Genomic DNA, 22,925 nt, shown 5'->3' with positions numbered 1-22,925 from the left:
AATAGATATGGGCAAAAGTGGAGTGTGTCACATCAGAGAGTACGGCTTGTTTGGGTGCCAAGTAAATTCCGTAGCCACGAATCGAGCAGATCGCTGCCAAGGTCAGTAAGTTCCGGGCCAAGCTGGCCGAACTGAACCGCGTTAATCAGGCCAATGAGAGACGTCCACGCTAGCACCGCACCCGTGGCGCGCTCAGGCGACATTTCCGCGCCCAGGTCTGTGGCGCCTCGGGCGAGTTCTTCTTTGAGTTCTTGGGAGGCAGGTTCCGTCCCGAGGTCGAAGCCGGCGACCGTGTGAACGAACAGGGTGAGGACCCGGGTGCCGGGTTCGTTTGTGGACTCTGCGGGAGCGGCGTAGTTGGGGACCGGCGTGCCGTACATCAGGGCCCACTGTTGCGGGTGGCGTTGCGCCCATTCGAGTAGCGCGTGGGTGAGTGCGTGAAGGCGCGCGTGAGGTGTTGTGGCAGTATGCGTCGCTTTCTCGACGTGGTCTGCTACGCGGTTGAACGATTCGACGAGGAGGACGGTGAGGAGTTCGTCGCGGTTTTTCACGTGCCGATACAACGCTGAAGGGGCGACGCCCATGGATCGCGCGACTTCGCGAAGTGATAGTCCTGCGTGCCCATGCTTCTCCAGAAGTCGCGTGCCGTGCGTGATGATGCCCTTGCGCATCTGGGCGCGTGACTCGGCGTGAGGCTTTCGAGTGGTCATGTACACAGTGTGGCAAAGGTTGAGGTGATTTGTTTGTGAACAGTGTTCACAATTGTGGCGAATTGGGGTAGGTTAATTATGTGAACGGTGTTCGCTTAATTGTGGAGGGCGGAATGAAGTACTTGGTAATTGGGTATGGCCAGATTGGGCAGGAGCTTGTTCGGCAGCTGACTGAGCGTGGGGATCGCGTCACGGTCGTGAAGCGGTCAGGTATGGCGCAGCGCAGGGGAGTTGAGGTTATCCAGGGTGATGTGCAGGAAGTGCTCCCTGAGTTGAGGTCGGATGGGTTCGACGGGGTGTTTAACTGTATGCACGCGCCTTATAGTGCGCGCGCCTGGCGGGACGTGCTGATTCCGCGCGAGAAACAATTGCTCGAATGGGCTGGTGACGTGCCGGTGGTTTTCCCCGAGTCTGTGTATGCGTGGGGGACCGGAGCGCAGGAGCTGAAGGAGGGGGACCCGGTTGAGCCAGCGTCGCCATTAGGGGAAGTACGGGCTCAACTGTTACGCAACCGCGAGGCGCACGGTGGCAGGACCGTGTCCGTTGTTGCCGCGGATCTCATTGGTCCCACTGCGTCATTGGCTGGGGCGGTGTTTCACCAGTTGGCGTTTGATCGCGTGATGAAGGGTAGTCGTCCGCTTGGTTTGGGTGACGTGAGGGCGCCTCGGAGTATTACGTATATCCCCGATCTGGTCCGTGGGATGGTGTATGCGGTTGAAAACGCGTATGACCTACCGTCTGTCGTTCATGCGCCGGCGCTTGGGCCGGTGTCGCAAGTTGAGTTGGCTCGTGCGTTTGCGCGTGTGGCTTCTAAACCTGAAACGTCTGGGGTGATTCAGATTCCCTGGACTGTGATGAGGGTGACGGGCTTGTTTTCGCAAACCTTCCGCGAACTACACAACCAGAGGTACTTGTGGGACTCGCCGCACGTTCTTCACACAGGGGTGCTGGCCGATCTTCCGGTGACGAGCCTGGATGTTGCTCTAGCGGGATGCGTGTCTGGGAGGGAAGGTGCTTCGCGGTAGGGGTGGGTTCTGTCCGTTTGTCTACATGAGTCCGCGGTTTTCCGTGAGCTGTGTAGAGTAACTGGTTTTCGCGCCTACGTGAGAGAAGAGCCAGGCGATTTAGCTAAGGCCAAACAGCGCAAAGTGAGCGAAACTACGCAATATAATGCGCAGTTTCGCTCACTTTGCGCCGTTTCGACTGGCCCCGAGGTGGCCTGAGCTAATCTGTCACGTGCGAGTTAGGCGTGCGGGCGGTTCGTCGGGTCCGCTGGAGGTTCGAACGACTGCTGCGGGCGCGCTTCAGGTTGGCCTGGCTGAGCTGGAGGAACTTGGCCCTGGGGCTGACCTGGCTGAACCTGCCCCGGCTGTCCTTGCGGAGCGTACCCAGACTGACCCGGCTGAGCTGGAGGAACCTGACCCTGCGAAACCTGACCTGGCTGCCCCGTCTGAACCTGCCCCGGCTGTCCATAAGGAACCTGGTCCTGCTTAACCGGACGAACGTGAACGGGCGCCACAGTCTCGACCTTCTTCCAACGCGCAACAAGCGTCAAAACACCGGCAATAACGATGAGCGCCACCATTGGGAACAGCATGAACGCGCCACCGGAGCCTTCACCTCGTTCGAACGCATTAGAAATATCGCCCGAGAACAACGCTATGAGGAACATGGTCACGTTGTTCACTGCGTGGACAACGACGGGGGCTTCAATACCACCAGAGAAGTGCGTGAGCGCAGCCATGACCAGCCCAAACACCGCGTAGTACGCCCACAGCCATGGGTCGGAAGCTCCGTGCGCAAGCGTGAACAGGATCGTGGCAACAATGACGCCTACTACGCCTCCCACGCGCGGGATCCACGAACCAAAGACGCGCGGAACGTAGCTACGGAACATGACCTCTTCAGCCGCGGCCTGAAACGGCGTGGTCAACACAATGATGAGCAAGTACGCCAACGCCGTACCGTCAAACGTGAACGACGAGTCACCCGACCCCTGAATTGCGCCGTTGTCAAAGAGAAACCCGACTCCCATGTACAGCGCGAACAACGGCACCGTACACGCCAGGCTCAGCCCCCACCACTTCCACCGCATGCGCGGCAACACTGAAAACATGCGCGACCACGGCTGCTTGTGCAGAATCCGGTGCGCGAGCCAAGCAACAAGACCACCCAATATGAGCGACAGGTTCACCGTGAGCAACAACAGCGGAGTGTTGGTGATCTTGCCGGCCATGGCGTCTTCTTGTGAAGTCGCGCCAGTCGCCAAATCAACTGCCACCGCGACAATGCCACCCACAATCGACACGACAAAGAAAACGATGAGGGTCGCAACAATCCCCACGAGCCCCATCCACCAGCGGTCGTGCGCTGTGCGATAGTGGTTCTCGAACGGTTCGTTACGTGGCTCCTGCGCAGGAGTTTCAAACGGCCCGTTGTGGGAATGTGGAACGTTCGGTGGGGTTACGCCATGGGAAGTAGTCATGCTTCAACGATATCCGCGCGACTTTTCGCGGCGCAATTCTTGTTCAACAGGATCCGGCACGGGCGCTGCCTCAATGAGCGACCTCGTATAGTCCGAATTGGGCGCCCCCAAAACCTGCCCCGTCTCGCCTTCTTCCACCACGCGCCCATCGCGCAAAACAACAACACGCGACGCCACCTGACTGATCACCGCCAGATCATGGCTGATGAACAGGGAAGCGAACTGGCGCTTCTCGTGCAGTTCGGCAAGCAGGTCCAGGATCCCGGTCTGCACAGAAACATCCAAGGCCGAGGTGGGTTCATCTGCGATGAGAAGGTCGGGTTCCAGCGCCAAGGCTCGGGCGATCGCCACGCGCTGCTTCTGCCCGCCGGACAGTTCCCGCGGGAAACGGCGCGCAAACTCTACAGGCAACTGAACGTCGCCCAGCAACTCATCAACCTTGCGCGCGATATCTCGGCGCGACAACCGCGTGTGCAACTCAAACGGCTGAGCAATCTGAGCCCCAATCGTGCGCCGAGGATTCAACGAACCAGCCGGGTCCTGAAACACCACTCCGACACGCGACCGCAACCGCCGTTGCTGCCGGGAAGTCCCCGGAACAACGGCAGTCCCTGCGACCTCGGCGGTCCCACTGGCAAGCTTCTGCGCACCCGTAAGCACGTTAGCGATCGTCGATTTACCAGAGCCTGACTCACCGACCAACCCCACGATCGTGTGGGCGGGGATCGTCAGTGACACATCGTTAAGCGCAACCGTCGACCCGTGCTCAACCCGGGCGTGCTCCACCTGAGCCGCAACAGACTCACCCGTGTCCTGCTCGTCCGCGGCCCGGTCCGTAATCCGGGGCACCGACTCCAGCAGTGTCCGCGTGTACGGGTGCTGCGGGTTTTCAAACAGGTCACGGACACCCGCTGTCTCAACCACACGCCCGTCCTTCATCACAACAACATGGGTCGCAACATCGGCAACGACTCCCATATCGTGCGTAATCAACAGGACCGCGCGTTCGTCAGCGATGTCGCGCAACAGATCCAAAATCCCCGCCTGAACCGTGACGTCCAAGGCCGTGGTGGGCTCATCGGCGATGAGGACTTCAGGCGAATGCACAGTCGCAAGCGCGATCATCGCACGCTGCAACTGCCCACCCGAAAGCTGATGAGGATACGACCCCGCGATCCTCTCGGGATCTTTCAGACCGGCCTTCTTTAACACCTCGGCGACGGGGGTCTCAGTTCCATGCGCACGCATGGCTTCACGCACGTGATGCCCGATCGTGTACATGGGGTCGAAAGCCCCCATGGACTCCTGGAAAATCATGCCAATGCGCTTCCCACGCACGGAACGCAGCAGCTGAGGCGAGGCAGAAATGAGTTCCGTGCCGTCGGCCAGGTGGGCCTCACCGGTGACCGAAGCCCCGGTGAGACCCAACAGCGAAAGTGCCGTGACCGACTTACCGGAACCAGACTCACCCACAAGCGCAACCACCGACGATGCCGGCACGTCAAAACTCACGTCGTGGGTGACCTCGGCACCGTTAAACGACACCGACACATTCCGAATCTCTAAAGCACTCACTGAGATAGCGACACCTTGAGGTAGTTGGGGTAGGCAGGGAACGAACCGATGATGAAGTTCTCCACCTTAGAACCGTGCATGAACGAGTTCTTGGTGTACATCAGCGGAACAACGGGTGCGTCTTCCATGATCGCCTTGTCGACTTCAGCCCACAACTTCTGCGCCTCTTTATCGTCGATCGTGTGCGTTGCCTTGCTGATCATGTCGTCGACTTTGGGGTTGGAATACCGCGAAATGTTGTAGTTTCCGTTGCCAATCTGCGACGACGCGAACAGGGGCTCAATGTTGGCGTTGGCTGATGGGAAGTCCGGCTGCCACGACGACAGCACCAGGTCGTAGTCACCTTCGCCCTGGGTCGCGTCCGCAGAGAACGAGTTGGTGTCTTCAGCTTTGATCCGCACCTTCACGCCTGCCTTACTGAGGCTTTGCGAGATCGCTTGAGCCTGGGCTGACGAGATCGGGTCGTTGCGGGTCAGTAGCGTCAGCGTGCCCACGTCCTTGCCTTCGAGTAGTTGCTTGGCTTTTTCAGCGTCCCCAGAATCCGGTGCCTCGTACAGGTTGTAATCTTGGCGCCCAGGGATTCCGGGTGAAATGAGCGTGGAAGCGAAGCTACCGGAGATCTCACCACCGGAAGCGATGCGAACCGCGTTCTTGTCGACCGCGAAGTTCAACGCCTTGCGAACGTCGGCGTCTGAAATGCGTTCGGTGTTAATCGCCAGATACTTCAACGCACCATCACCGCTGGTCACCAAACGGGACTTCGCGGACGGGTTCTTCTGCGCCTGCGCCAACTGAGCTGCAGGGATGAAGTCCGCACCAAACGAGGTCTGCGCTTCACTCGAGTCACTGATCAGCGACTGCGCCGCCACCGTGGGGTCCTGGCTCATCTTGAACGTGATGGTGTCCGGGCCGGCTGTGCGAACCTTGTCGGTGTCCTGGTTCCAGTTGTCGTTGCGTTTGAGAACCATTGAAGTGCCCGGGGTGTTTGATTCAACCCGGTAGGGTCCCGAGGCGACAGGCGCGTTCCCGTATTCCGCCGGCTTGTCCTTGTCCTTAGGCACAGGGGTGAAAGCGGGCATCGAGGCGATCCACGGCCAGTCACCAAACGCTTCGTTGAGGTGGAACACGATGGTCTTGTCGTCCGGTGTTTCGATCGAGTCGAGCTCCTTGCCATCGAACGGGCCGGCGAACTTCTCCGCCCCCTTCAGGAGCGTCTTGTGGTAGCTCAGACCGCCCGAAAGTTCCTTCGCAAAGGACCGTTCGATCCCGTACTTGATGTCCTTGGACGTAATCGGGGTTCCATCTTCGAACGTCACGCCGTCTTTCAGGGTGAACGTCCAGGTCTTACCGTCCTCGCTGGGAGTCCCGGTGTCCGTAGCCAAGTCGGGAACGACCTCGGGGGTGGCATCCGGTTGGATCTTCCACGTGGTCAGACGCCGTGCCACCAGACCCAGGGACGTAATGGCCAGACCTTGGCTCTTACCTGGGTCCATGTCCATTTCCGTGCCCGAGGTGAGGATCGTCAAGTCTCCACCCTTAGCGGTTTCTCCCAGCCCGGACTTCTCTTCGTCAAAGTTGTTTGCGTTGCAACCGGTGACTGCCATGGTGGTTGCAAGAAAAATGGCAGACAGAGTTTTGAGATGTTTCATTGTTTCCTTTGCGTCAAGAAAGTTGTTGAGGCAGCCACGTGTGCGCGGCAAGCGAGTGCGTGAGTTGGCGTGCGCTCAACATCGGGTTCCGGGCGGGAAAACAAACGCGATGCGCGGGCACCTGGTTAAGTACCACCGAATCATCATGACGTGGGAGCCCCGATCCTGGGGTCGAGAACCCCGTAGACGATGTCGACTAAGAAGTTCGCAAGAACCACTGCCAGTGCAGCGAACAGGGTTACACCCACCACCAGCTGCACATCCAAGTTGTTTACGGCGTCCAACAGGAGGGAACCGACACCCTGGATTGAGAAGACCTTTTCGGTCACAACGGCGCCGCCTAGAAGGGATCCAAAGTCCAAGGCCACAAGAGTCGCAATGGGGACCACGAGGTTACGCAAACCGTGACGGCCCACAACCTGGCCCTCCGTGAGGCCGATTGCGCGGGAGGTGCGAATGAAGTCCTGGCTCATAATGTCGAGCATTGAACCACGGGTGAACCGGACATAGATTGCTGCGTTGATGATTGCCAACGTGACCCACGGCAAAATCAGGTGGAACGCCCACTGGAACGGGCTATCGGTAAACGCCACGTACCCGCCAATCGGGAGTACGTTGAGGGTGAACCCGAACAGCAGAATAAACAGCAGGCCCACTAAATAGGTGGGAGCCGAAACCCCAACCACAGACAGACCCGTGAGGGCACGGTCGGTGAAACGACCTCGGCGAAGGGCCGCCCACGTACCCATGGCAACACCCACGACCGTCCACAACACCAGGGCGCCGATCGCAATCGACAAGGTGACCGGGATGCGGTCAGCGAGGAGGTCGCTGACGTCTGCGCGCAAGCGGAAGGAATAGCCGAAGCACGGGGCTGCGCATTCGATGGCGGCTTGGCCGGAACCAAACGTGCGACCGGCGACAATGCCCCACAAGAACGCGCCCAGCTGGACCAGCCACGGTTTGTCGATGCCCATGTACGCGCGCACCTCAGCGAGGCGTTCCGGCGTACACGGCTTACCACAGCTGAGCTGAGCTGGGTCGTTGGGGAGCATGTAGAAGATTGCGAAACTTGCCACGGCGATGACCAGAAGCACCACCAAGGAACCGGCCAGGCGTGACAAGAGGAAACGAGTTATGGGCCACCACTTCATGCTTTTTCACCTGCCACTGCGTCGCGTAGACCGTCGCCTAAGAGAGTGAACCCCAGCGTGATGAGGAAGATCGCGAGTCCCGGGAACAGGAGGTACGCGGGGTCGACTTGGACCCAGTCGATGGCGTCTGAAATGGTGCGGCCCCACGACGGCGTGGACGGGTCCACGCCTACGCCCAAGAAGCTGAGTGTGGCTTCAGCGCCGATCTTGCCGGGGATGGAAAGAGTCGTGAAAACCAGGATCGTGGCAAGAAGGCTTGGCAAGATTTCGCGCGTGATGGTACGGAAGCCACTTGCGCCTTGAGCGATGCTTGCGCGCACAAAGCCGCGGGTGCGCAGGCTCAGGGTTTCCGCGCGGACCACTCGTGCGATTGAGGGCCAGCCAAAAAGGCCAATCACTGCCACCAGGACCAATGACCGATTGACTTCAGGTGGGATGACGGCTGCCAACGCGATGGCGAAAATGAGGAACGGGAAGCCGAACACGATGTCGGTGACGCGGCTAAGTAGCCGGTCCCACACGCCACCGAAGAAGCCCGCGGCCACGCCAACAACCACTCCGATCAGCACTGACACCGCGGTTGACGCGAGCCCGATGAAGAGAGACACATGCGAGCCCCACGTGACGATCGCGAGCAAGTCACGGCCGGTCTTTGGCTCAACGCCCAGGGGGTGCTGGAGGCTCATGCCACCGAACGCGCCGGCCGGAACGGCGTCCGGGCGCAGTAGGTCGGTGTTGAACGAGTGTGGGTCGTTACCGGTGATCGCTGTCAGAATTGGGGCTGCAGGAACCATGCACAAAAAGAACACAACAATGACGAATCCTGCGCGAGCAGTTGAATTGCTCATCAGGCGCGGCCATTTGATGCGCGTCGCAACACGTTCCATTCGGTTCCTCTGTACGGGTAAAGGTCATGGGTAGGCTCAAAGCCAACTGCATAACCGGCTACGCATGACATTTATTCCGCTAGGTGCGTTAGTCTGAAGTTTGTGACCGATTACATTTTTGAGACGTTCAAGCCCACCATCACCGACAACACCCCAGATGCAAAAACCACCAACTACATTCATGCGGTGCGTGCGGGGTTCCACGACAAGCGCGTGTCGGGGGAAAAGCTGCTACAACGAGTGAATCGTGCGATCGCTGACGATCGTGTGTTCACTGCTGCTTACACCCAAGAGTCATACGACCACGCGCTGGATTCCGACATTCCAGTTGCGACCTTTGCGCACTTCGAAAAGAACGTGAACGTAGGTGGCGGAAAGCTCATTCCCGCTCACCTCATCACGTGGGTGACGGTGCGCCCCACTCACCGCAGGCGCGGGTTGTTGCGTCGCCTCATGACGGAAAACCTCACCAACGCAGCTGACGCAGGCTACCCGTTCGCAGCGCTCACGGTCACCGAAGGTGGTATCTACCGTCGCTTTGGCTTTGGGGCGGCATCCTGGCTCACCGACCTGGAAGTGGACACATCCCCTGGTTTCCAACTGATTGCCGAACCTGACCGCCGCGTTGAAATATGCGACGCGAAGGCACTGCAGGAACTGGCGCCACAGATCTACGCAGAGTTCCAGAAAAAGTCACCGGGTGCGATTGGCCGTCAGCAGGCGCTCTACGACTTCGCGGCCGGGCACGACCTTGAGTCCGGGGAAGCCGATGACGCCGTGCGCGGTGCCCTGCACTATGACGAAAATGGAAAGCCAGACGGTTTCGTTTCCTTTAAGCACAAAGCAGGTGACGACTGGTCCCACGGAACCCTGGAACTGCTTGACTTCATCGCAGTGAGCAACGACGCGTACTCGGCCCTGTGGGCATTCCTGGGTGCGATCGACTTGAGCGTGAAGGTGAAGTTCAACAACGCAGCGCACCAGTCACCTCTGCCGTGGCTCTTGACGGACCCGCGCCGTGCCAAGATCGTCAACGAAAACGACGGAATCTGGTTGCGTATCCTCGATGTGAAGAAGTCGCTGGAAGCGCGCGCGTGGCTGGTTGGTGGCGAACTGACGTTGCGCATCAACGACGACATGGGATTCGCCGACGGCACGTACCGCCTGGTATCCGACGGTCAGGAAGCGACCGTTACCAAGCTGGAGGACGGCGAACCTGCCGACCTGGAAATGAACGTTTCTGAGCTGGGCTCCCTGTACTTGGGTGGCGCCGACCCTGTGGTGCTTGCCCGTGCCGGCCGCATCACGGAAGTCCGCCCAGATGCGGCCCTGGAAGCTCGGTCGCTGTTCGCGCTGGAACGCGCACCGTACACACCGAACGACTTCTAAGTGTGAGGTCCGGACTTTGAGGTCCGTTTAGCTCAACGGCTAACAGCACGAAAAAGGAAGCGTGGACTCCACGCTTCCTTTTTCGTTTCCCGGTGGGTGCCCTACCGCATTGCCACGCCTTGCGCGGGTTGAGTGCGGGAGGCGGAGATTGCCGGTAGCGCCGAGGCTGCCAGGGCCGCCACGAGCGCCACCACCGCGAGCACCCCAAACATGAGCCACGGAATCCCCAGCGGAACCGCGAGGCCGTCGGCCGTCAGGAGAGACCGCACGCCGGTCCAGCCGAACAGGATCCCCAGCCCCAGACCAACGACCAGCGACGTGAGGGCCATGAGGACCGCCTCGGCCGCAACCATGAACGCCGCCGACCACCGCGACATCCCCATGGACCGCAACAGAGCCGTCTCCCGCTTGCGCTCCATAGTCGCCAGGGAAAGCGTGTTACCCACGCCCACGATCGAAATGATGACCGAGGTGGCCAACAGTCCCAGCACAATGCCGGTCATGATGTTGAGGACTTGCGAGAACTGCGCGCGCAGGCTGGCGCCGTCGACGTACGCGATCACGCCAGAGTTTTCCAGCTGAGCCTGGAGCTTGGAAATGTCCTGCGCGGATGCGGAGCTCGTGACACGCACCCACGTCTGACCGCTCGACTCTTCGAGGCCCAGGTCGGTGACGTCGGCCTTGTTGGCAACAACCGTGTTTGGGGGCACGCCTTCGACGGTCTTGAGTGTGAGGCTGACCTTCTTGTTGCCAACGGTGAGGTCGACCTTCTTGCCGTCGTGCTTCTTGGTGTCCGGGGTGTCGCGCACGTTCACGGTGCCGGGTTCGGGAAGGAAGCGCGTGTCGCGTGGGACGTCCTTGGTGGCTTGGTCGTGCGTGTCGACGCCCACGACCTGGGTCAGGGAGTCGTCTTTTTCGTCGAGTTGGTGCCCCAGTGGCACGGAGGCTTTGGCCTGCACGCCCGGGAGGGTGACGAAGTTGTCTACGGCGTCCGACTTTTTGATGGTGTCGGCGGTCTTGTCCGAGGTCGACGTCGCCACCACGTCGATGGGGTCGTCCTGGTTGAGTTCGTTGTTGGCGGTGGTGCGGGCGGTCTGCGCGCCCACCAGGATGGTCGCCACCAAGGTGACGCCCACCAAAAGCGCCGAGGTCGTTGAGGCTGTGCGTCGCGGCGACAGTTTGACGTTGCGTGCGACGAGGCCCAAGGCGGGGGAGCGGAAGATCGCTTCTCCGGCGCGACCGATCAGGGCAACCATGGGTGGTACGAATACGCGGCTGAGCACCAGAACACCGCTGAAGGCGAGGATGCCGCCGGGCAGTGCCAGGAGGAGTTCTCCCATGGCGGCGCCGAGAAGGAGCACGGCGACTCCAACCACGGTGAGGAGTGTCCCTACTACCAGACGGATCCACGGGAACCGGGAGGCCGGGGCTGGGATGTCGGCGGGTGCCAGCGCGTCGATAGGGGACACTCGGGTGGCTTTGAGCGCGGGCCAGAACGAGGCGATGACGGTCACGGTAACACCCACGGCCAGTCCGAGAACGGCTGCGAGGAGGGTGAGCGGCGCCAGCGCGAAGGTGGGCTGGAAGAAGGCACGTGCGGCCAGTGTCAGCAGGACCGCGAAGCCCCAGCCCACGAAGACACCGAGGATCGCGCTGATGAGACCCAGGACTGCGCCTTCAGCGAGGGTCGCGTTGCGGAGTTGGGAGCGGGTGGCGCCAACTGCGCGCAGGAGTGCCAGGGTGCGGGTGCGTGAGGCGACCAGCACCTGGAACGTGTTGGAGATGACCAGCCCGGCGACGAACAGGGCGACGATGATGAAGGCGGCGATGAAAGCGACCAGGGTCGTTGCTTCACCGGTCATTTCCTTCATGCGTTGCTGCACGATTTGGTCGGGGGTAGAAACCTGGAGGCCGCCGGCTGATTTGGCACTGGTGTCCTCGGTTTTGACGTCCTTGGCGCCGGCCAGTGCTTTCGCGACGGCGTCTTGGACCTGGGCGACGTTAGACGGGTTGTCGACGAAAACGCGCATGTGGTCGGTGGCGGGGTACAGGTTCGAAACGTCGGTGGCAAAGAACATGGGGACGCTGGATGGAACCTGTGCCAGACCGGTGATTGTGAAGGTGTGGGTGTCTTCGCCTTCGCCGTCTTCAGAGGGCACGACGAGTTCGACCTTGTCGCCCACTTTCTTGTTCTGTTTTTCCGCCATTTTCGCGTCGTACAGAAGTTCGCCCTTTTTAGAAGGGGCCTGGCCTTCTGTGATTGAGATGCCGCTGTGCTTTGGCCACACGGAGACGAACGCGAATTCGTCCGAGGTGGTGAACACGGAGCCTTGGTCGATGATCTGAGTGTCTTTCACGCCGTCTACCGATGCGACGGTCTTCTGGGTTTTGTCCGTCAGATCGTTTTCGTCAGGGGAGACCAGGAGGTCGGCGCCGGAGTACTGCACACTGAACTGGTCGCGCATTGTGTTGTTAAACGCAGTGAGCAGGCTGACCACTGCAACGACGAATGCCACCGACACCATGACGGTGATTCCGGCAGCTACCAGACGCGAACCACCGGAACGAAGATTCGCTTTGACGATCATTTGGTGACCTCCAGAAGGGCCTGGGAAACCTCTTCAACGGTGGGGTCGAAGACCTCGCCGGCGATGTTTCCGTCAGCCAGCAGGACCACACGGTCGGCGTACGCGGCCGCTGCCGGGTCGTGGGTCACCATGACGACTGTCTGACCCATCTCGGAGACGCATGCGCGCAGAGTCTCTAACACCTCGGTCCCGGAACGCTTGTCCAGGGCGCCGGTGGGTTCGTCAGCGAAAATGACGTCAGGCTGGTTTACCAGGGCGCGAGCCACGGCCACGCGCTGCTGCTGGCCACCGGAGAGTTCGTGCGGGCGGTGGGTGAGGCGTTCGCTCAGGCCCAGGTTTTCCACGATCGCGTTCTTGAAGTCCAGGTCGATGCTTTTGCGGGCGAGTTTGGACGGGAGCATGATGTTTTCGTCAGCGGTCATGGCCGGTATCAGGTTGAACGCCTGGAAGATGAAGCCCATGTGGGCGCGCCTGATGCGGGTGAGCTTGGTGTCGCTGATTCCTGTGATGGCGCGGCCGGCGAGCGTGACCGTGCCAGAGTCGGGGGTGTCGAGGCCGGCCAGGATGTGCATGAGCGTTGACTTACCCGAGCCGGACGGGCCCATGATCGCAGTGAACTGGCCGGATTGGATGTCGATGTCGAAGTGGTTGAGGACGGTGAGTTCCGCCTCGCCGGTGCCGTAGGTTTTGCTGAGGCCGCGAGCCGAAATCGCGGGGAATGCTGATGACGTAGATGTGTTCATGTTTCTACTGTCGCTAAGTTGTGTGGCGGAAACATCAGCCTGCGGGATATGGCTTTGGGTGTGCGGCTCATCCTTGAGGATGAGATTTGGGTGGGGTGAGGTTGGTTTTTGGGGAGTAGTTCAGCTCAAACGTCGCAAAGTGAGCGAAACTACGCAATATAATGCGCAGTTTCGCTCGTTTTGCGCCGTTTCGTCCCTCACACGACGCCGGCCTCGTAGGCGAAGATGACGGCGTGGATGCGGTCGCGCACCTCGAGTTTAGTCAGAATATGACCCACGTGTGTCTTCACAGTGGGGCCCGCCATAAACAGCTCGCCCGCAATTTCAGCGTTGGACTTCCCACGCGCCACCAGCTCAAACACTTCACGTTCACGCGCCGTGAGCCGCTCCAACTTCTGGGCGTGTTCACTCGGCACCGCAGGCGCCGTCACCACAGTCTCCAACAGCCGGCGCGTCGTCGTCGGCGCAATCACCGCGCCACCCACGTGCGCCTGACGGATCGAGTCCAACAACACCTCGGGCCGGGCATCCTTCAACAAAAACCCACTCGCACCCGACCGCAACGCCGTCAACGCATAATCATCCGTATCGAACGTCGTCAACACAATGATGGTGGGAACCTGCGGCAACGCCCCAGCATCACCCAACGCCACAATCTCCTGCGTAGCAGTCAACCCATCCATCACCGGCATGCGAATATCCATGAGAACCACATCGACCGCATGCGCCCGCACCGCCTCGACCGCCTCACTGCCGTTCTCCGCCTGGGCCACCACTCGCATGTCATCCTGCGAATCAATCACCATCGCAAGACCCGCCCGCACCAACACTTGGTCATCAACAAGCAACACCCGAACCGTCATGTCACGTCCTCCGGAAGAGTGAACTGAACAAGAAAACCAGTCTCAGTGGGCTCGGCCGTAAGCGAACCCCCATGAATATGCGCACGCTCCTTCATCCCCTGGATGCCGGCCCCAGACCCAGGCGCCACAGCAGACGCGGCCCGACCGGTCGAAACAACCCGCGCCACAATCCCCAACTCACCAGGCTCCACCGTGACATCCGCACGCGCATCCGGCCCACCGTGCTTCATCGTATTGGTAAGCGCCTCCTGCACAATCCGGTACACCGCCAACTGAGCCGCCGGCGCCAACTCGGGCAAATCCGACGCAGTACTCAACGTCACCTCAAGCCCCGCCGCCCGCACATTCTCAACCAGGCTGCCGAGGTCGTGAATACCTGGCATCGGAGTAGTCTGAGCGCTGGCACTGGGATCACGCAGAACACCCAACATCCCACGCAAGTTACTCAGCGCTTCACGGCCAGTCTCTGCAATCGTTTCCAACGCGGTCACCGCGGCCCGTGGTGAAGCCTTCGCGGCATAACGACCACCATCAGCCTGCGTAATAATCACCGACATCGAGTGGGCAACAATGTCGTGCATCTCGCGTGCAATTCGCATCCGCTCCGCATCGGACGCCAGCCGAATCTCATTCTCACGTTCGCGCTCCAGTAGCGCGTTGCGCTCGGCAATCCGCTGCGCATCATCACGCTTGCGCCAATGAATATCCCCAAGCGTCCACGCCAGCGCCACCGTCACCATCGGGAAAACCAGCGCCGCCGACACTATGAACAGCAGTTCACCAGCGGTGACATCCGAAAGCCGGGCATCAGAGACATACAAATACGTGAAATTACTGGCCGCAAAGATAAACGCCGCCACAATTCCAATGCCCAGGAAAATCTTTCCCCACCGCCGAGGTGCATAAGCCGTGACCGCGTGCACAGTAATAGGGACGGTGATAAGGGCTGGGTGCGGGAATGCAAACGTCAACGCGTAAAGAAACCCAGTCGCCACCACGATCCACCCAGTGACCAGGGGAAACGTTCGCCTAAACACGAGCGACGCGCTCATCGCGACCAAAAGCACGACCTGAAGTACCCCACGCAGGCCGGGCTCATACGCCGGAAATGCAACCGTAAAGAGCACCAGTGGAGCAGCGAATAAAAGCGAGTCCACCACCCACATGTGGGCCGACATGAATTGCGACGCCCTCACGTGCCACGGTTTTCTCATGCTCATTAGTTTAGGTAGAGGGCAAGCGCTGTTCATCGTCCCGCGGTATGAAATGTTCGGCGGTGAAAGCAGACCCCGCTGTAAAACATATTCATCACCATGAATAAGATACGTATAGACCCGTATCCCGCACCTGGGTCATCAGCACGTGTTCAGGAGGCACAGTGAAACCCGTTGTCCTAATTGCAGAAGAACTCTCACCCGCAACCGTCGACGCACTGGGGCCCGACTTCGAAATCAGGAAATGCAACGGGGCAGACCGCACCGAACTCCTCCCCGCCCTCAAAGACGTCAACGCCGTGCTCATCCGCTCCGCAACCAAAATGGACGCAGAAGCAATCGCTGCAGCCCCAGAACTCAAAGTCATCGCACGCGCTGGCGTGGGCCTCGACAACGTAGAAATCCCCGCCGCCACCCGCGCCGGCGTCATGGTCGTCAACGCGCCTACCTCCAACATCATTTCGGCCGCCGAACTCACCATGGCACACATCCTGGGCTCCGCCCGCAACTACGGCGCAGGCCACGCCTCCCTCAAAGCAGGGGAGTGGAACCGCTCCAAACTCTCCGGCGTTGAACTCTACGAAAAGACCCTGGGCATCGTGGGCTTGGGGCGCATCGGCGGCCTTGTCGCTGAACGCGCAAAAGCCTTTGGCATGAACCTCATCGGTTATGACCCCTACATCTCCTCCTCCCGCGCAGCAGCAATGGGCGTGACCGTCGTGAGCCTCGACGAACTCCTCGAACAATCCGACTTCATCACCGTTCACATGCCCAAAACCCCAGAAACAATCGGCATGATAGGCGAGGAAGCATTCACCAAGGTCAAACCCACCGCGCGCATCATCAACGTTGCCCGCGGTGGCATCGTCGACGAAGCTGCACTCGCCAAAGCCATCGAAGACGGCCGCGTAGGTGGCGCAGGCATCGACGTGTTCACCCAAGAACCACCCGTGGACTCACCACTCATGGCCCACGACCGCATCAACGTCACCCCACACCTGGGCGCCTCCACTGCAGAAGCCCAAGAAAAAGCCGGCATCGCCGTCGCACAATCCGTGCGCAAAGCCCTGGCCGGTGAACTCGTGCCAGACGCTGTCAACGTCGCCGGTGGCGCCATCGACCCACAAGTACGCCCCGGCATCGCGCTCACCGAACGCCTGGGTCGCGTCGTCTCAGCCATGGCCGGCGACCCGGTCACTCACCTGCGCGTTGAAGTACGTGGCGAAGTGACCCAAAAGGACGTCAGCGTCCTCAAACTGTCCGCGCTCAAAGGACTCTTCCTCGACGTGGTCGACGGCGCAGTGTCCTACGTCAACGCCCCACTTTTTGCCCAAGAACGCGGCGTCACCGTCGAACTCGCTACCGAACCCCTTAGCGAGAACTTCCGCAACGTCGTCACGCTCGTCGCTGCCACCTCGGCGGGGCAACAAATCCGCGTCGCTGGAACCGTCACCGGCCCCAAGGACGTGCAGAAACTCACCGAAATCGACGGCTACGACCTCGAAATGAAACTCAGCGACCACCTCGTCGTCTTTAAATACGACGACCGCCCCGGCGTCATTGGCCTGTTCGGTCAGGCGCTGGGCAATCTGGGCATCAACATTGAAGCCATGCAGGTCTCGCCCAAGAATGATCAGGCGTTGGCCGTGCTCGCAGTTGATTCGGAAGTGACGGCCGAGGTCGTTGACACCGTCGCTGCTGACTTTGGGGCAAGCTTCGCTCGGGTTGCGAACATCGAAGAGAAGTAACTTAGTTCTTCCACAGCCCGTAGGAGTCTGACAACTGCGCGATCTTCTTCGCGCGGGACAGTCGGGGCAGGTAGGAGCCGTCGGCGATCGCGTTATCGCCGGCGGCTTCTGCTTCTTCCAGCATCTTGCGCGCCCACGTGCGATCATCCTCGCTGGGCGCTAACGCGTCGTTGATGGTCACCGCCTGTTGCGGGTTCAAAATGAGTTTGCCCGTCATCCCCATCTTCAACGTCCAGCCACAGTCATGGAGCAGGGCTTTGGAGTTCGCGCTCGCGGGGGAAGGGCCATCGATTGCGCCCGGCAAACCACCCACGCGCGTGGCAACGACCAGCCGTGAGCGCGCGTATGCAAGCGCCATGGGGTCATCGCCCACGCCCGTGTCCTTACGGAAGTCGTTGGTACCTAGGGCCAGGCGGAACGTGCCCGGCGCCTGCGCGATGCGGGTCGCAGCCTCGATCCCGATCGCCGTTTCAATGAGGGCTAAAACTGGAATGCCCGCACCTGCTCGCATTGCGGTCAGCGTGACCTGATCCGGCTCTTCAGTGTTGGGTAGCATCACGCCTTTGAGGCCCGGCAGGCCGTTGAGCGCATCCAGGTCCTCTTCCCACAAGGGCGTGTTGATCGAGTTGATGCGCACCCACCCCGCCATGTCGGTGGACAAAGCGTTGACCACGTTGTCGCGTGCTTGGTCCTTGGAGACTTCCGGGACGGCCGCCTCGAGGTCGAAGATCACCGAATCTGACTCGCTCGTCTGGGCGGTTTCAAAGGATTCGGGGCGAAGTGCGTTGACCAGTAGCCAGCTCCTGGACAGTTTCGCGGGCAGTGCGGCAGCGCGTTTGTTGCGGATCGTTGTGGGCATATGAGCAGTGTATGAAACGAGCGCCCGCGAATCGACCAGTTTGTGAGATGTGTTACTGAATAGTGAGATGCAGGGGCTACTGTGAAACCTATGACTACGTTCAAGATTGCAGTAATTCCCGGCGACGGAATCGGAAAAGAAACAGTCCCTGAAGGGCTGAAAGTCCTCAAACGCGCAATTGAAGCAAGCAGCGACTCCGTTGAGCTCGACCTTAACGAGTTCGGGCCCTCTGCCGAACGCTACTTGGAAACCGGCGAAACCCTCACCGACGAAGAACTCGAACAGCTGCGCACCCACGACGCCATTTTCTTTGGCGCAATCGGTGACCCGCGCGTGCCATCCGGAGTCCTTGAACGTGGCGTCATCATCAAACTGCGCTTCGAACTCGACCACGCGATCAACTTGCGCCCCTCCCGCTATTTCCCAGGCACCAGCTCGCCCCTGAAAGACCCTGGGAACATCGACTTCATCGTGGTGCGTGAAGGAACCGAAGGGTCGTACTCGGGACAAGGTGGATTCCTGCGCGCCCACACAGAACACGAAGTCGCCAATGAGATCTCCGTCAACACCCGCTACGGAGTCGAACGCGCGGTCCGCTACGCATTTGAACAAGCCAACAAGCGTCGCAAGAAACTCACCTACGTCCACAAGACCAACGTCATGGTCCATGCGGGAAACCTGTGGGAGCGCGTCGTGAAAGAAATCGCACCGGAGTTCCCGGATGTAGCCGTCAACTACGAACACGCCGACGCCTGCACCATGTACGTCGTCAACGACCCACAGCGCTACGACGTGATCGTCACCGACAACCTGTTCGGCGACATCATCTCGGACCTCGCCGCCGCGGTGACGGGCGGGATTGGTCTTGCCGCCTCGGCGAACCTCAACGTCAACGAAACCGGACCGTCCCTCTTTGAGCCCATCCACGGATCCGCCCCCGACATCGCAGGTGAGGGGATCGCCGACCCCACCGCGACGATCCTCTCCGCAGCCCTCATGGCACAGAACCTGGGACTCGACGTCGTCGCCAAAGCAATTGAAACTGCAGTCGAAGCCGACATCGTCGAACGCGGCGATGCGAAGCGTTCAACTTCAGAAATTGGGGACGCGATCGCGCAACGCATCGGCTAAGGGAGTAACATCGGTCACAGAAGCGAATCGAGTTAATGGAGACTTACTATGAGCACATTTGTCCAGCAGAAGAACTCGCAGCCCGCTCCACAGGGTGTGCGCGAAGCAATCCTTGCTAAGCCAGGCTTCGGTGACTACTTCACCGACCACATGAGCCACATCCGCTACACCAAAGAACAAGGGTGGCACGCGCACTCCGTGAAGCCCTACGGCCCTCTGGTTCTGGACCCAGCCGCCGCAGTCTTCCACTACGCGCAGGAAATTTTCGAAGGTATGAAAGCATACCGTCACGCTGACGGTTCGGTGTGGACCTTCCGTCCCACCAAGAACGCGGAACGCATGAACAAGTCAGCCGCCCGTCTGGCACTACCAGAAATTTCCGCCGAAGACTTCGTGGGATCACTCCGAGCGCTGGTCGAACTCGACGAAGCCTGGGTCGCAACCCCGATGGACGCAGCTGATGAAGTGTCGCTGTACCTGCGCCCCTTCATGATCGCTTCCGAAACGTTCTTGGGCGTTCGTGCAAGCCAGGAAGTCGACTACTACGTGATCGCGTCACCTGCCGGACCGTACTTCGCCGGCGGTATCAAGCCTGTCGACATCTGGCTGTCCCAGGACCTCAAGCGCGCTGGCACCGGCGGAACCGGTTTCGCTAAGTGCGGTGGTAACTACGCGGCGTCCCTGAAGGCCGGTAACCAAGCGGCTGAAAAGGGATGCCAGCAGGTCATGTTCACCGACGCTAAAGAATCGAAGTACCTGGAAGAGCTGGGCGGCATGAACCTCATGCTGGTCACCAAGGACAACGAACTCCTCACCCCAAACGTTTCCGAAACCATTCTTGATGGTGTGACCCGCCGTTCACTGCTGGAGCTGGCACCGTCGATTGGCCTGACCCCAGTTGAACGTGACATCGAGGTTGCTGAATGGCGTGAACGCGCCGCTGCCGGTGAAATTGTTGAAGCGTTCGCCTGTGGAACCGCCGCGGTGATCACGCCAATCGGTCGCTTGGTGTCAGACGACTACACAATTGAGCAGAGCACGGAACCAGGTGAAGTCACCATGAAACTTCGCTCGACCCTGCTTGACATCCAGTACGGCCGCGCTGAGGGCCCCGAAGGCTGGATGGTCAAGCTGGCCTAAGCTCCTCGAAATTCGCACCGTCTCACGCTTAGCGGTATAGCTTCACCCCACTCAAAAACGGAGTAAGCTATACCGCTAAGCGCGTACGGTGTGTGACCTAGCTCGTGGAAGGGCTCAATAGCCACTCAACTTCCAGGCCGCAGTGACGGCACACAAATTCCGGTCGGCAGATCTGATCGGCGCGCCACTTCAGATAGGAATAACTGTCATGAATCGTGTGGCAACGGAAGTGCCAACGGCACAACAGGTGGTATCAAACCTCCCCTGGAAATGGAATGTTCAAGGCGCAATCTTCATTGTGGGTGGCCTTGGTTTCATGTTTGACGCGTGGGACGTGGCCCTCAACGGGTTCCTCATCCCACTGCTGGCAAAAGAGTGGGGCCTCAGCATTGGGCAGGCGGCCTGGATCGCCACCGCTAACCTCATCGGAATGGCCCTGGGGGCGTTCATCTGGGGCGGCATTGCTGACCGCATGGGGCGCAAAAAAGCGTTCACACTCACCCTGCTTATCTTTTCCGCGTTCACGGTGCTGGGAGCGTTAGCACCCAACTACGCACTGTTCTTGATCTTCCGTTTCTGCGCCGGGTTTGGGCTCGGCGGGTGTATCCCGGTTGACTACGCCCTGGTAGGCGAGTTCACACCCACGAAACACCGCGGACGCGTGCTCACGGCAATGGACGGCTGGTGGCCGGTGGGCGCGACTCTGTGCGCCGTTGTTTCAGCGTGGCTGGTGAGCTTCGCATCATGGCACACCATCATGCTGGTCATGGTGCTTCCGGCGCTGCTGATCGTTGCAGTTCGCTTCTTCATTCCAGAATCACCCATGTACCTCCTGTCCCAGGGTCGCAACGCGGAAGCGGACGCGGTCATTCGAAAACTCGTCAAGCGCACCGGCGCCAACGTCACCGAATGGTCCCACGACGGCGTTGAAGAAGCCCCCAAAGCGGCACCTCTCATGCAACGCCTGCGTGCCATGACCGGGCAGGTGAACCTGCTGTGGCAGTACTCGTGGAAGATTACCCTCACCTCGTGGACCCTGTTCGTGTCGGTGCTTCTGCTGTACTACGCGGCACTGACCTGGCTCCCCGGAATCCTCAAGAAGCAAGGACTCACCGACCAAGCCGCGTTCATCACAACAGGTGGCATGACCGCGATTGGAATCGCCGGTGTCGTTGCTTCGGCGCTCCTCATCGAAGTCATTGGCCGCAAATGGGTACTGGGCGCCTCGGCGGTTCTGGCAGCAGGATCACTCGTGTGGTTTGCACTTGAACTCGAAAACTCCGGCACACAGCTTTCGCGCCCAGCCGTGATCGCAATCCTGCTGTTCGGATTCCTCATCCAGGTTTCGGTTCCCGCGCTCTACACCTATGTCACCGAGCTGTACCCCACGCGCCTGCGCTCGTCTGGTTTCGGGTGGGCGTCCTCGGCCAGCCGCCTGGCCATCGGGATCGCCCCCATCGTGTTCGGTTCGCTCCTGTGGCCCAACATCGGGCTGGTCAACACGTTCGCACTCACCGGCGCCCTGGTGTTCGTGGCCGTGATCGTCATGGTGTTCTTCGGCCGGGAAACCGCAGGCGAGGAACTCGACTAAAGCCGGCACCCACCTCGGCAGACAGGACACCCACACCAGCTGGGCCCAAAGCGGTAGGCTCGTCTGTATGAACACGTTTCACACGGAAAGAAAAGTCCCTGGCGGAAAACTCGTGGTGGTCGACGGTGAACTCACCGACGGTGTCATCACCCACGCGCAGGTATCCGGCGACTTTTTCTTAGAGCCTGACGAAGCGTACTTTGCGCTGGCCCCCGCCCTGGTGGGTGTGAGCACCGCGGACAGCCGTGAAGAGATCACTGAGCGGCTGGATAAGGCTGTTAACCAGGCCGCCGCCGAGGTGGGCGCCCAGGTGGACTTGCAAGGTTTCAGTACCGCTGATGTCGCGTTCGCGGTGCGACGCGGTCTGACAGGTGCCACCGATTTTTGGGACCACGAGTGGGAGATTTTCCACGACGAGTCTCGCCCCACGGTTGAAAACGTGGCACTCGACCAGGTGCTCCTCGAAGAGGTGGCGGCTGGGCGCAGGAAACCCACCGTGCGGTTTTGGGAGTGGGACGACACCGCCGTGGTGATCGGTTCATTCCAGTCGTACTCCAACGAAGTCGAACCTGAAGGTGTTGCGCGTTATGACGTGCAGGTGGTGCGCCGGGTGTCCGGTGGGGGAGCGATGTTCATGGAAGGTGGCAACTGTGTGACCTTCTCGATTTACGCCCCAGACAGCCTGGTAGCCGGATTAAGTTACGAAGAGTCCTACGCATTCATGGACCAGTTCATTTTGGATGCGCTCACCCAGCTGGGTGTCAGAGCAACCTATGAACCCATCAACGACATCGTGTCTCAACACGGAAAAATCGGGGGAGCCGCTCAGAAGCGCGTGTCCGCTGGAGCTGTCCTCCACCACGACACGTTGAGCTACGACATCGACGCCAACAAAATGGTCGAAGTTCTGCGCATCGGAAAAGCGAAAATTTCCGACAAGGGTGTTGCTTCAGCCAAGAAGCGCGTGGACCCGTTGCGTAGCCAAACGGGTGTGAGCCGTGAACAGGTCATTCACACCATGATCGACACGTTCACTCGCAGAACCGGGGCCAGCAGCGGCGCCGTCACAGCTCAGGAATTGGAGCGAGCACGCGAACTCATCGACACGAAATTCGGCACTGAAGAGTGGACGAAACGAGTTCCCTGAACGTGCGTGAACCGCACGCATAAACCACTAGACTGGCAGTCAAAAGTACCAC

At 60.0% G+C, this 22,925-nt stretch carries 18 protein-coding genes; 7 read left to right on the top strand and 11 right to left on the bottom strand.

The window, feature by feature from the left end:
- Window positions 1–32 precede the first annotated feature (32 nt).
- A complete protein-coding gene (locus tag MHX53_RS07110; protein WP_239271743.1) occupies window positions 33–710 on the bottom strand; it encodes a TetR/AcrR family transcriptional regulator in 678 nt (225 codons plus the stop codon).
- Between the two features lie 113 nt (window positions 711–823).
- Between MHX53_RS07110 and MHX53_RS07105 the strand changes: the two genes are divergently transcribed.
- A complete protein-coding gene (locus tag MHX53_RS07105) occupies window positions 824–1,735 on the top strand; it encodes an NAD-dependent epimerase/dehydratase family protein (protein WP_239271742.1) in 912 nt (303 codons plus the stop codon).
- Between the two features lie 218 nt (window positions 1,736–1,953).
- On the opposite strand, the gene MHX53_RS07100 is transcribed toward MHX53_RS07105, so the two are convergent.
- The 5 genes from MHX53_RS07100 to MHX53_RS07080 form a co-directional block, all read right to left on the bottom strand.
- Window positions 1,954–3,195 (bottom strand): CPBP family intramembrane glutamic endopeptidase, encoded by a 1,242-nt coding sequence (locus MHX53_RS07100; protein ID WP_239271741.1) that lies wholly within the window; start codon window positions 3,193–3,195, stop codon window positions 1,954–1,956.
- Window positions 3,196–3,198: 3 nt separating this feature from the next.
- A complete protein-coding gene (locus MHX53_RS11795) occupies window positions 3,199–4,770 on the bottom strand; it encodes an ABC transporter ATP-binding protein (protein WP_239271740.1) in 1,572 nt (523 codons plus the stop codon).
- A complete protein-coding gene (locus MHX53_RS07090) occupies window positions 4,767–6,419 on the bottom strand; it encodes an ABC transporter substrate-binding protein (protein WP_239271739.1) in 1,653 nt (550 codons plus the stop codon). Before MHX53_RS07090 ends, MHX53_RS11795 begins: the two co-directional genes overlap by 4 nt.
- A gap of 143 nt (window positions 6,420–6,562) precedes the next feature.
- A complete protein-coding gene (locus tag MHX53_RS07085) occupies window positions 6,563–7,573 on the bottom strand; it encodes an ABC transporter permease (protein ID WP_239271738.1) in 1,011 nt (336 codons plus the stop codon).
- Window positions 7,570–8,460, bottom strand: coding sequence for an ABC transporter permease (locus tag MHX53_RS07080; protein WP_239271737.1), 891 nt, complete (start codon window positions 8,458–8,460; stop codon window positions 7,570–7,572). Before MHX53_RS07080 ends, MHX53_RS07085 begins: the two co-directional genes overlap by 4 nt.
- A gap of 102 nt (window positions 8,461–8,562) precedes the next feature.
- Here MHX53_RS07080 and MHX53_RS07075 point away from each other — a divergent pair, with 102 nt between their 5' ends.
- Window positions 8,563–9,849: a GNAT family N-acetyltransferase gene (locus tag MHX53_RS07075; RefSeq protein ID WP_239271736.1), complete on the top strand. Its 1,287-nt coding sequence runs from the start codon at window positions 8,563–8,565 to the stop codon at window positions 9,847–9,849.
- Window positions 9,850–9,950: 101 nt separating this feature from the next.
- Here MHX53_RS07075 and MHX53_RS07070 read toward each other — a convergent pair whose 3' ends face one another.
- The 4 genes from MHX53_RS07070 to MHX53_RS07055 all read right to left on the bottom strand — a co-directional run bounded on the left by MHX53_RS07070 (window position 9,951) and on the right by MHX53_RS07055 (window position 15,257).
- The gene (locus tag MHX53_RS07070) at window positions 9,951–12,437 is read right to left on the bottom strand and encodes an ABC transporter permease (RefSeq protein WP_239271735.1); all 2,487 of its coding nucleotides are present in this window, start codon (window positions 12,435–12,437) and stop codon (window positions 9,951–9,953) included.
- Window positions 12,434–13,180 carry an ABC transporter ATP-binding protein gene (locus MHX53_RS07065; protein WP_239271734.1) on the bottom strand — a complete coding sequence of 249 codons (747 nt, stop codon included), beginning with the start codon at window positions 13,178–13,180 and terminating at the stop codon, window positions 12,434–12,436. Before MHX53_RS07065 ends, MHX53_RS07070 begins: the two co-directional genes overlap by 4 nt.
- A gap of 197 nt (window positions 13,181–13,377) precedes the next feature.
- Window positions 13,378–14,043 (bottom strand): response regulator transcription factor, encoded by a 666-nt coding sequence (locus MHX53_RS07060; RefSeq protein ID WP_239271733.1) that lies wholly within the window; start codon window positions 14,041–14,043, stop codon window positions 13,378–13,380.
- Window positions 14,040–15,257, bottom strand: coding sequence for a sensor histidine kinase (locus MHX53_RS07055; protein WP_239271732.1), 1,218 nt, complete (start codon window positions 15,255–15,257; stop codon window positions 14,040–14,042). Before MHX53_RS07055 ends, MHX53_RS07060 begins: the two co-directional genes overlap by 4 nt.
- Before the next feature lie 164 nt (window positions 15,258–15,421).
- Here MHX53_RS07055 and serA point away from each other — a divergent pair, with 164 nt between their 5' ends.
- On the top strand, window positions 15,422–17,005 hold the full coding sequence (serA, locus tag MHX53_RS07050) for a phosphoglycerate dehydrogenase (protein ID WP_239271731.1): 1,584 nt from the start codon (window positions 15,422–15,424) through the stop codon (window positions 17,003–17,005).
- A 1-nt stretch (window position 17,006) separates the two neighbouring features.
- Here serA and MHX53_RS07045 read toward each other — a convergent pair whose 3' ends face one another.
- On the bottom strand, window positions 17,007–17,864 hold the full coding sequence (locus tag MHX53_RS07045) for a CoA ester lyase (protein WP_239271730.1): 858 nt from the start codon (window positions 17,862–17,864) through the stop codon (window positions 17,007–17,009).
- A gap of 90 nt (window positions 17,865–17,954) precedes the next feature.
- Between MHX53_RS07045 and MHX53_RS07040 the strand changes: the two genes are divergently transcribed.
- From MHX53_RS07040 to MHX53_RS07025, 4 genes are all read left to right on the top strand, one after another.
- Window positions 17,955–18,995 carry a 3-isopropylmalate dehydrogenase gene (locus tag MHX53_RS07040; protein WP_239271729.1) on the top strand — a complete coding sequence of 347 codons (1,041 nt, stop codon included), beginning with the start codon at window positions 17,955–17,957 and terminating at the stop codon, window positions 18,993–18,995.
- 48 nt (window positions 18,996–19,043) lie between these two features.
- A complete protein-coding gene (locus MHX53_RS07035) occupies window positions 19,044–20,135 on the top strand; it encodes a branched-chain amino acid aminotransferase (protein WP_239271728.1) in 1,092 nt (363 codons plus the stop codon).
- A 208-nt stretch (window positions 20,136–20,343) separates the two neighbouring features.
- Window positions 20,344–21,726, top strand: a complete 1,383-nt coding sequence (locus MHX53_RS07030; protein ID WP_239271727.1) for an MFS transporter — start codon at window positions 20,344–20,346, stop codon at window positions 21,724–21,726.
- Window positions 21,727–21,793: 67 nt separating this feature from the next.
- The gene (locus tag MHX53_RS07025; protein WP_239271726.1) at window positions 21,794–22,873 is read left to right on the top strand and encodes a biotin/lipoate A/B protein ligase family protein; all 1,080 of its coding nucleotides are present in this window, start codon (window positions 21,794–21,796) and stop codon (window positions 22,871–22,873) included.
- Window positions 22,874–22,925 lie beyond the last annotated feature (52 nt).

Source organism: Brevibacterium sp. ACRRH (assembly GCF_022346365.1).
GTDB classification, from domain to species: domain Bacteria; phylum Actinomycetota; class Actinomycetes; order Actinomycetales; family Brevibacteriaceae; genus Brevibacterium; species Brevibacterium paucivorans.
Note: the sequence above shows the minus strand (reverse complement) of the source record. Positions and strands in the feature narration are given on the sequence as shown.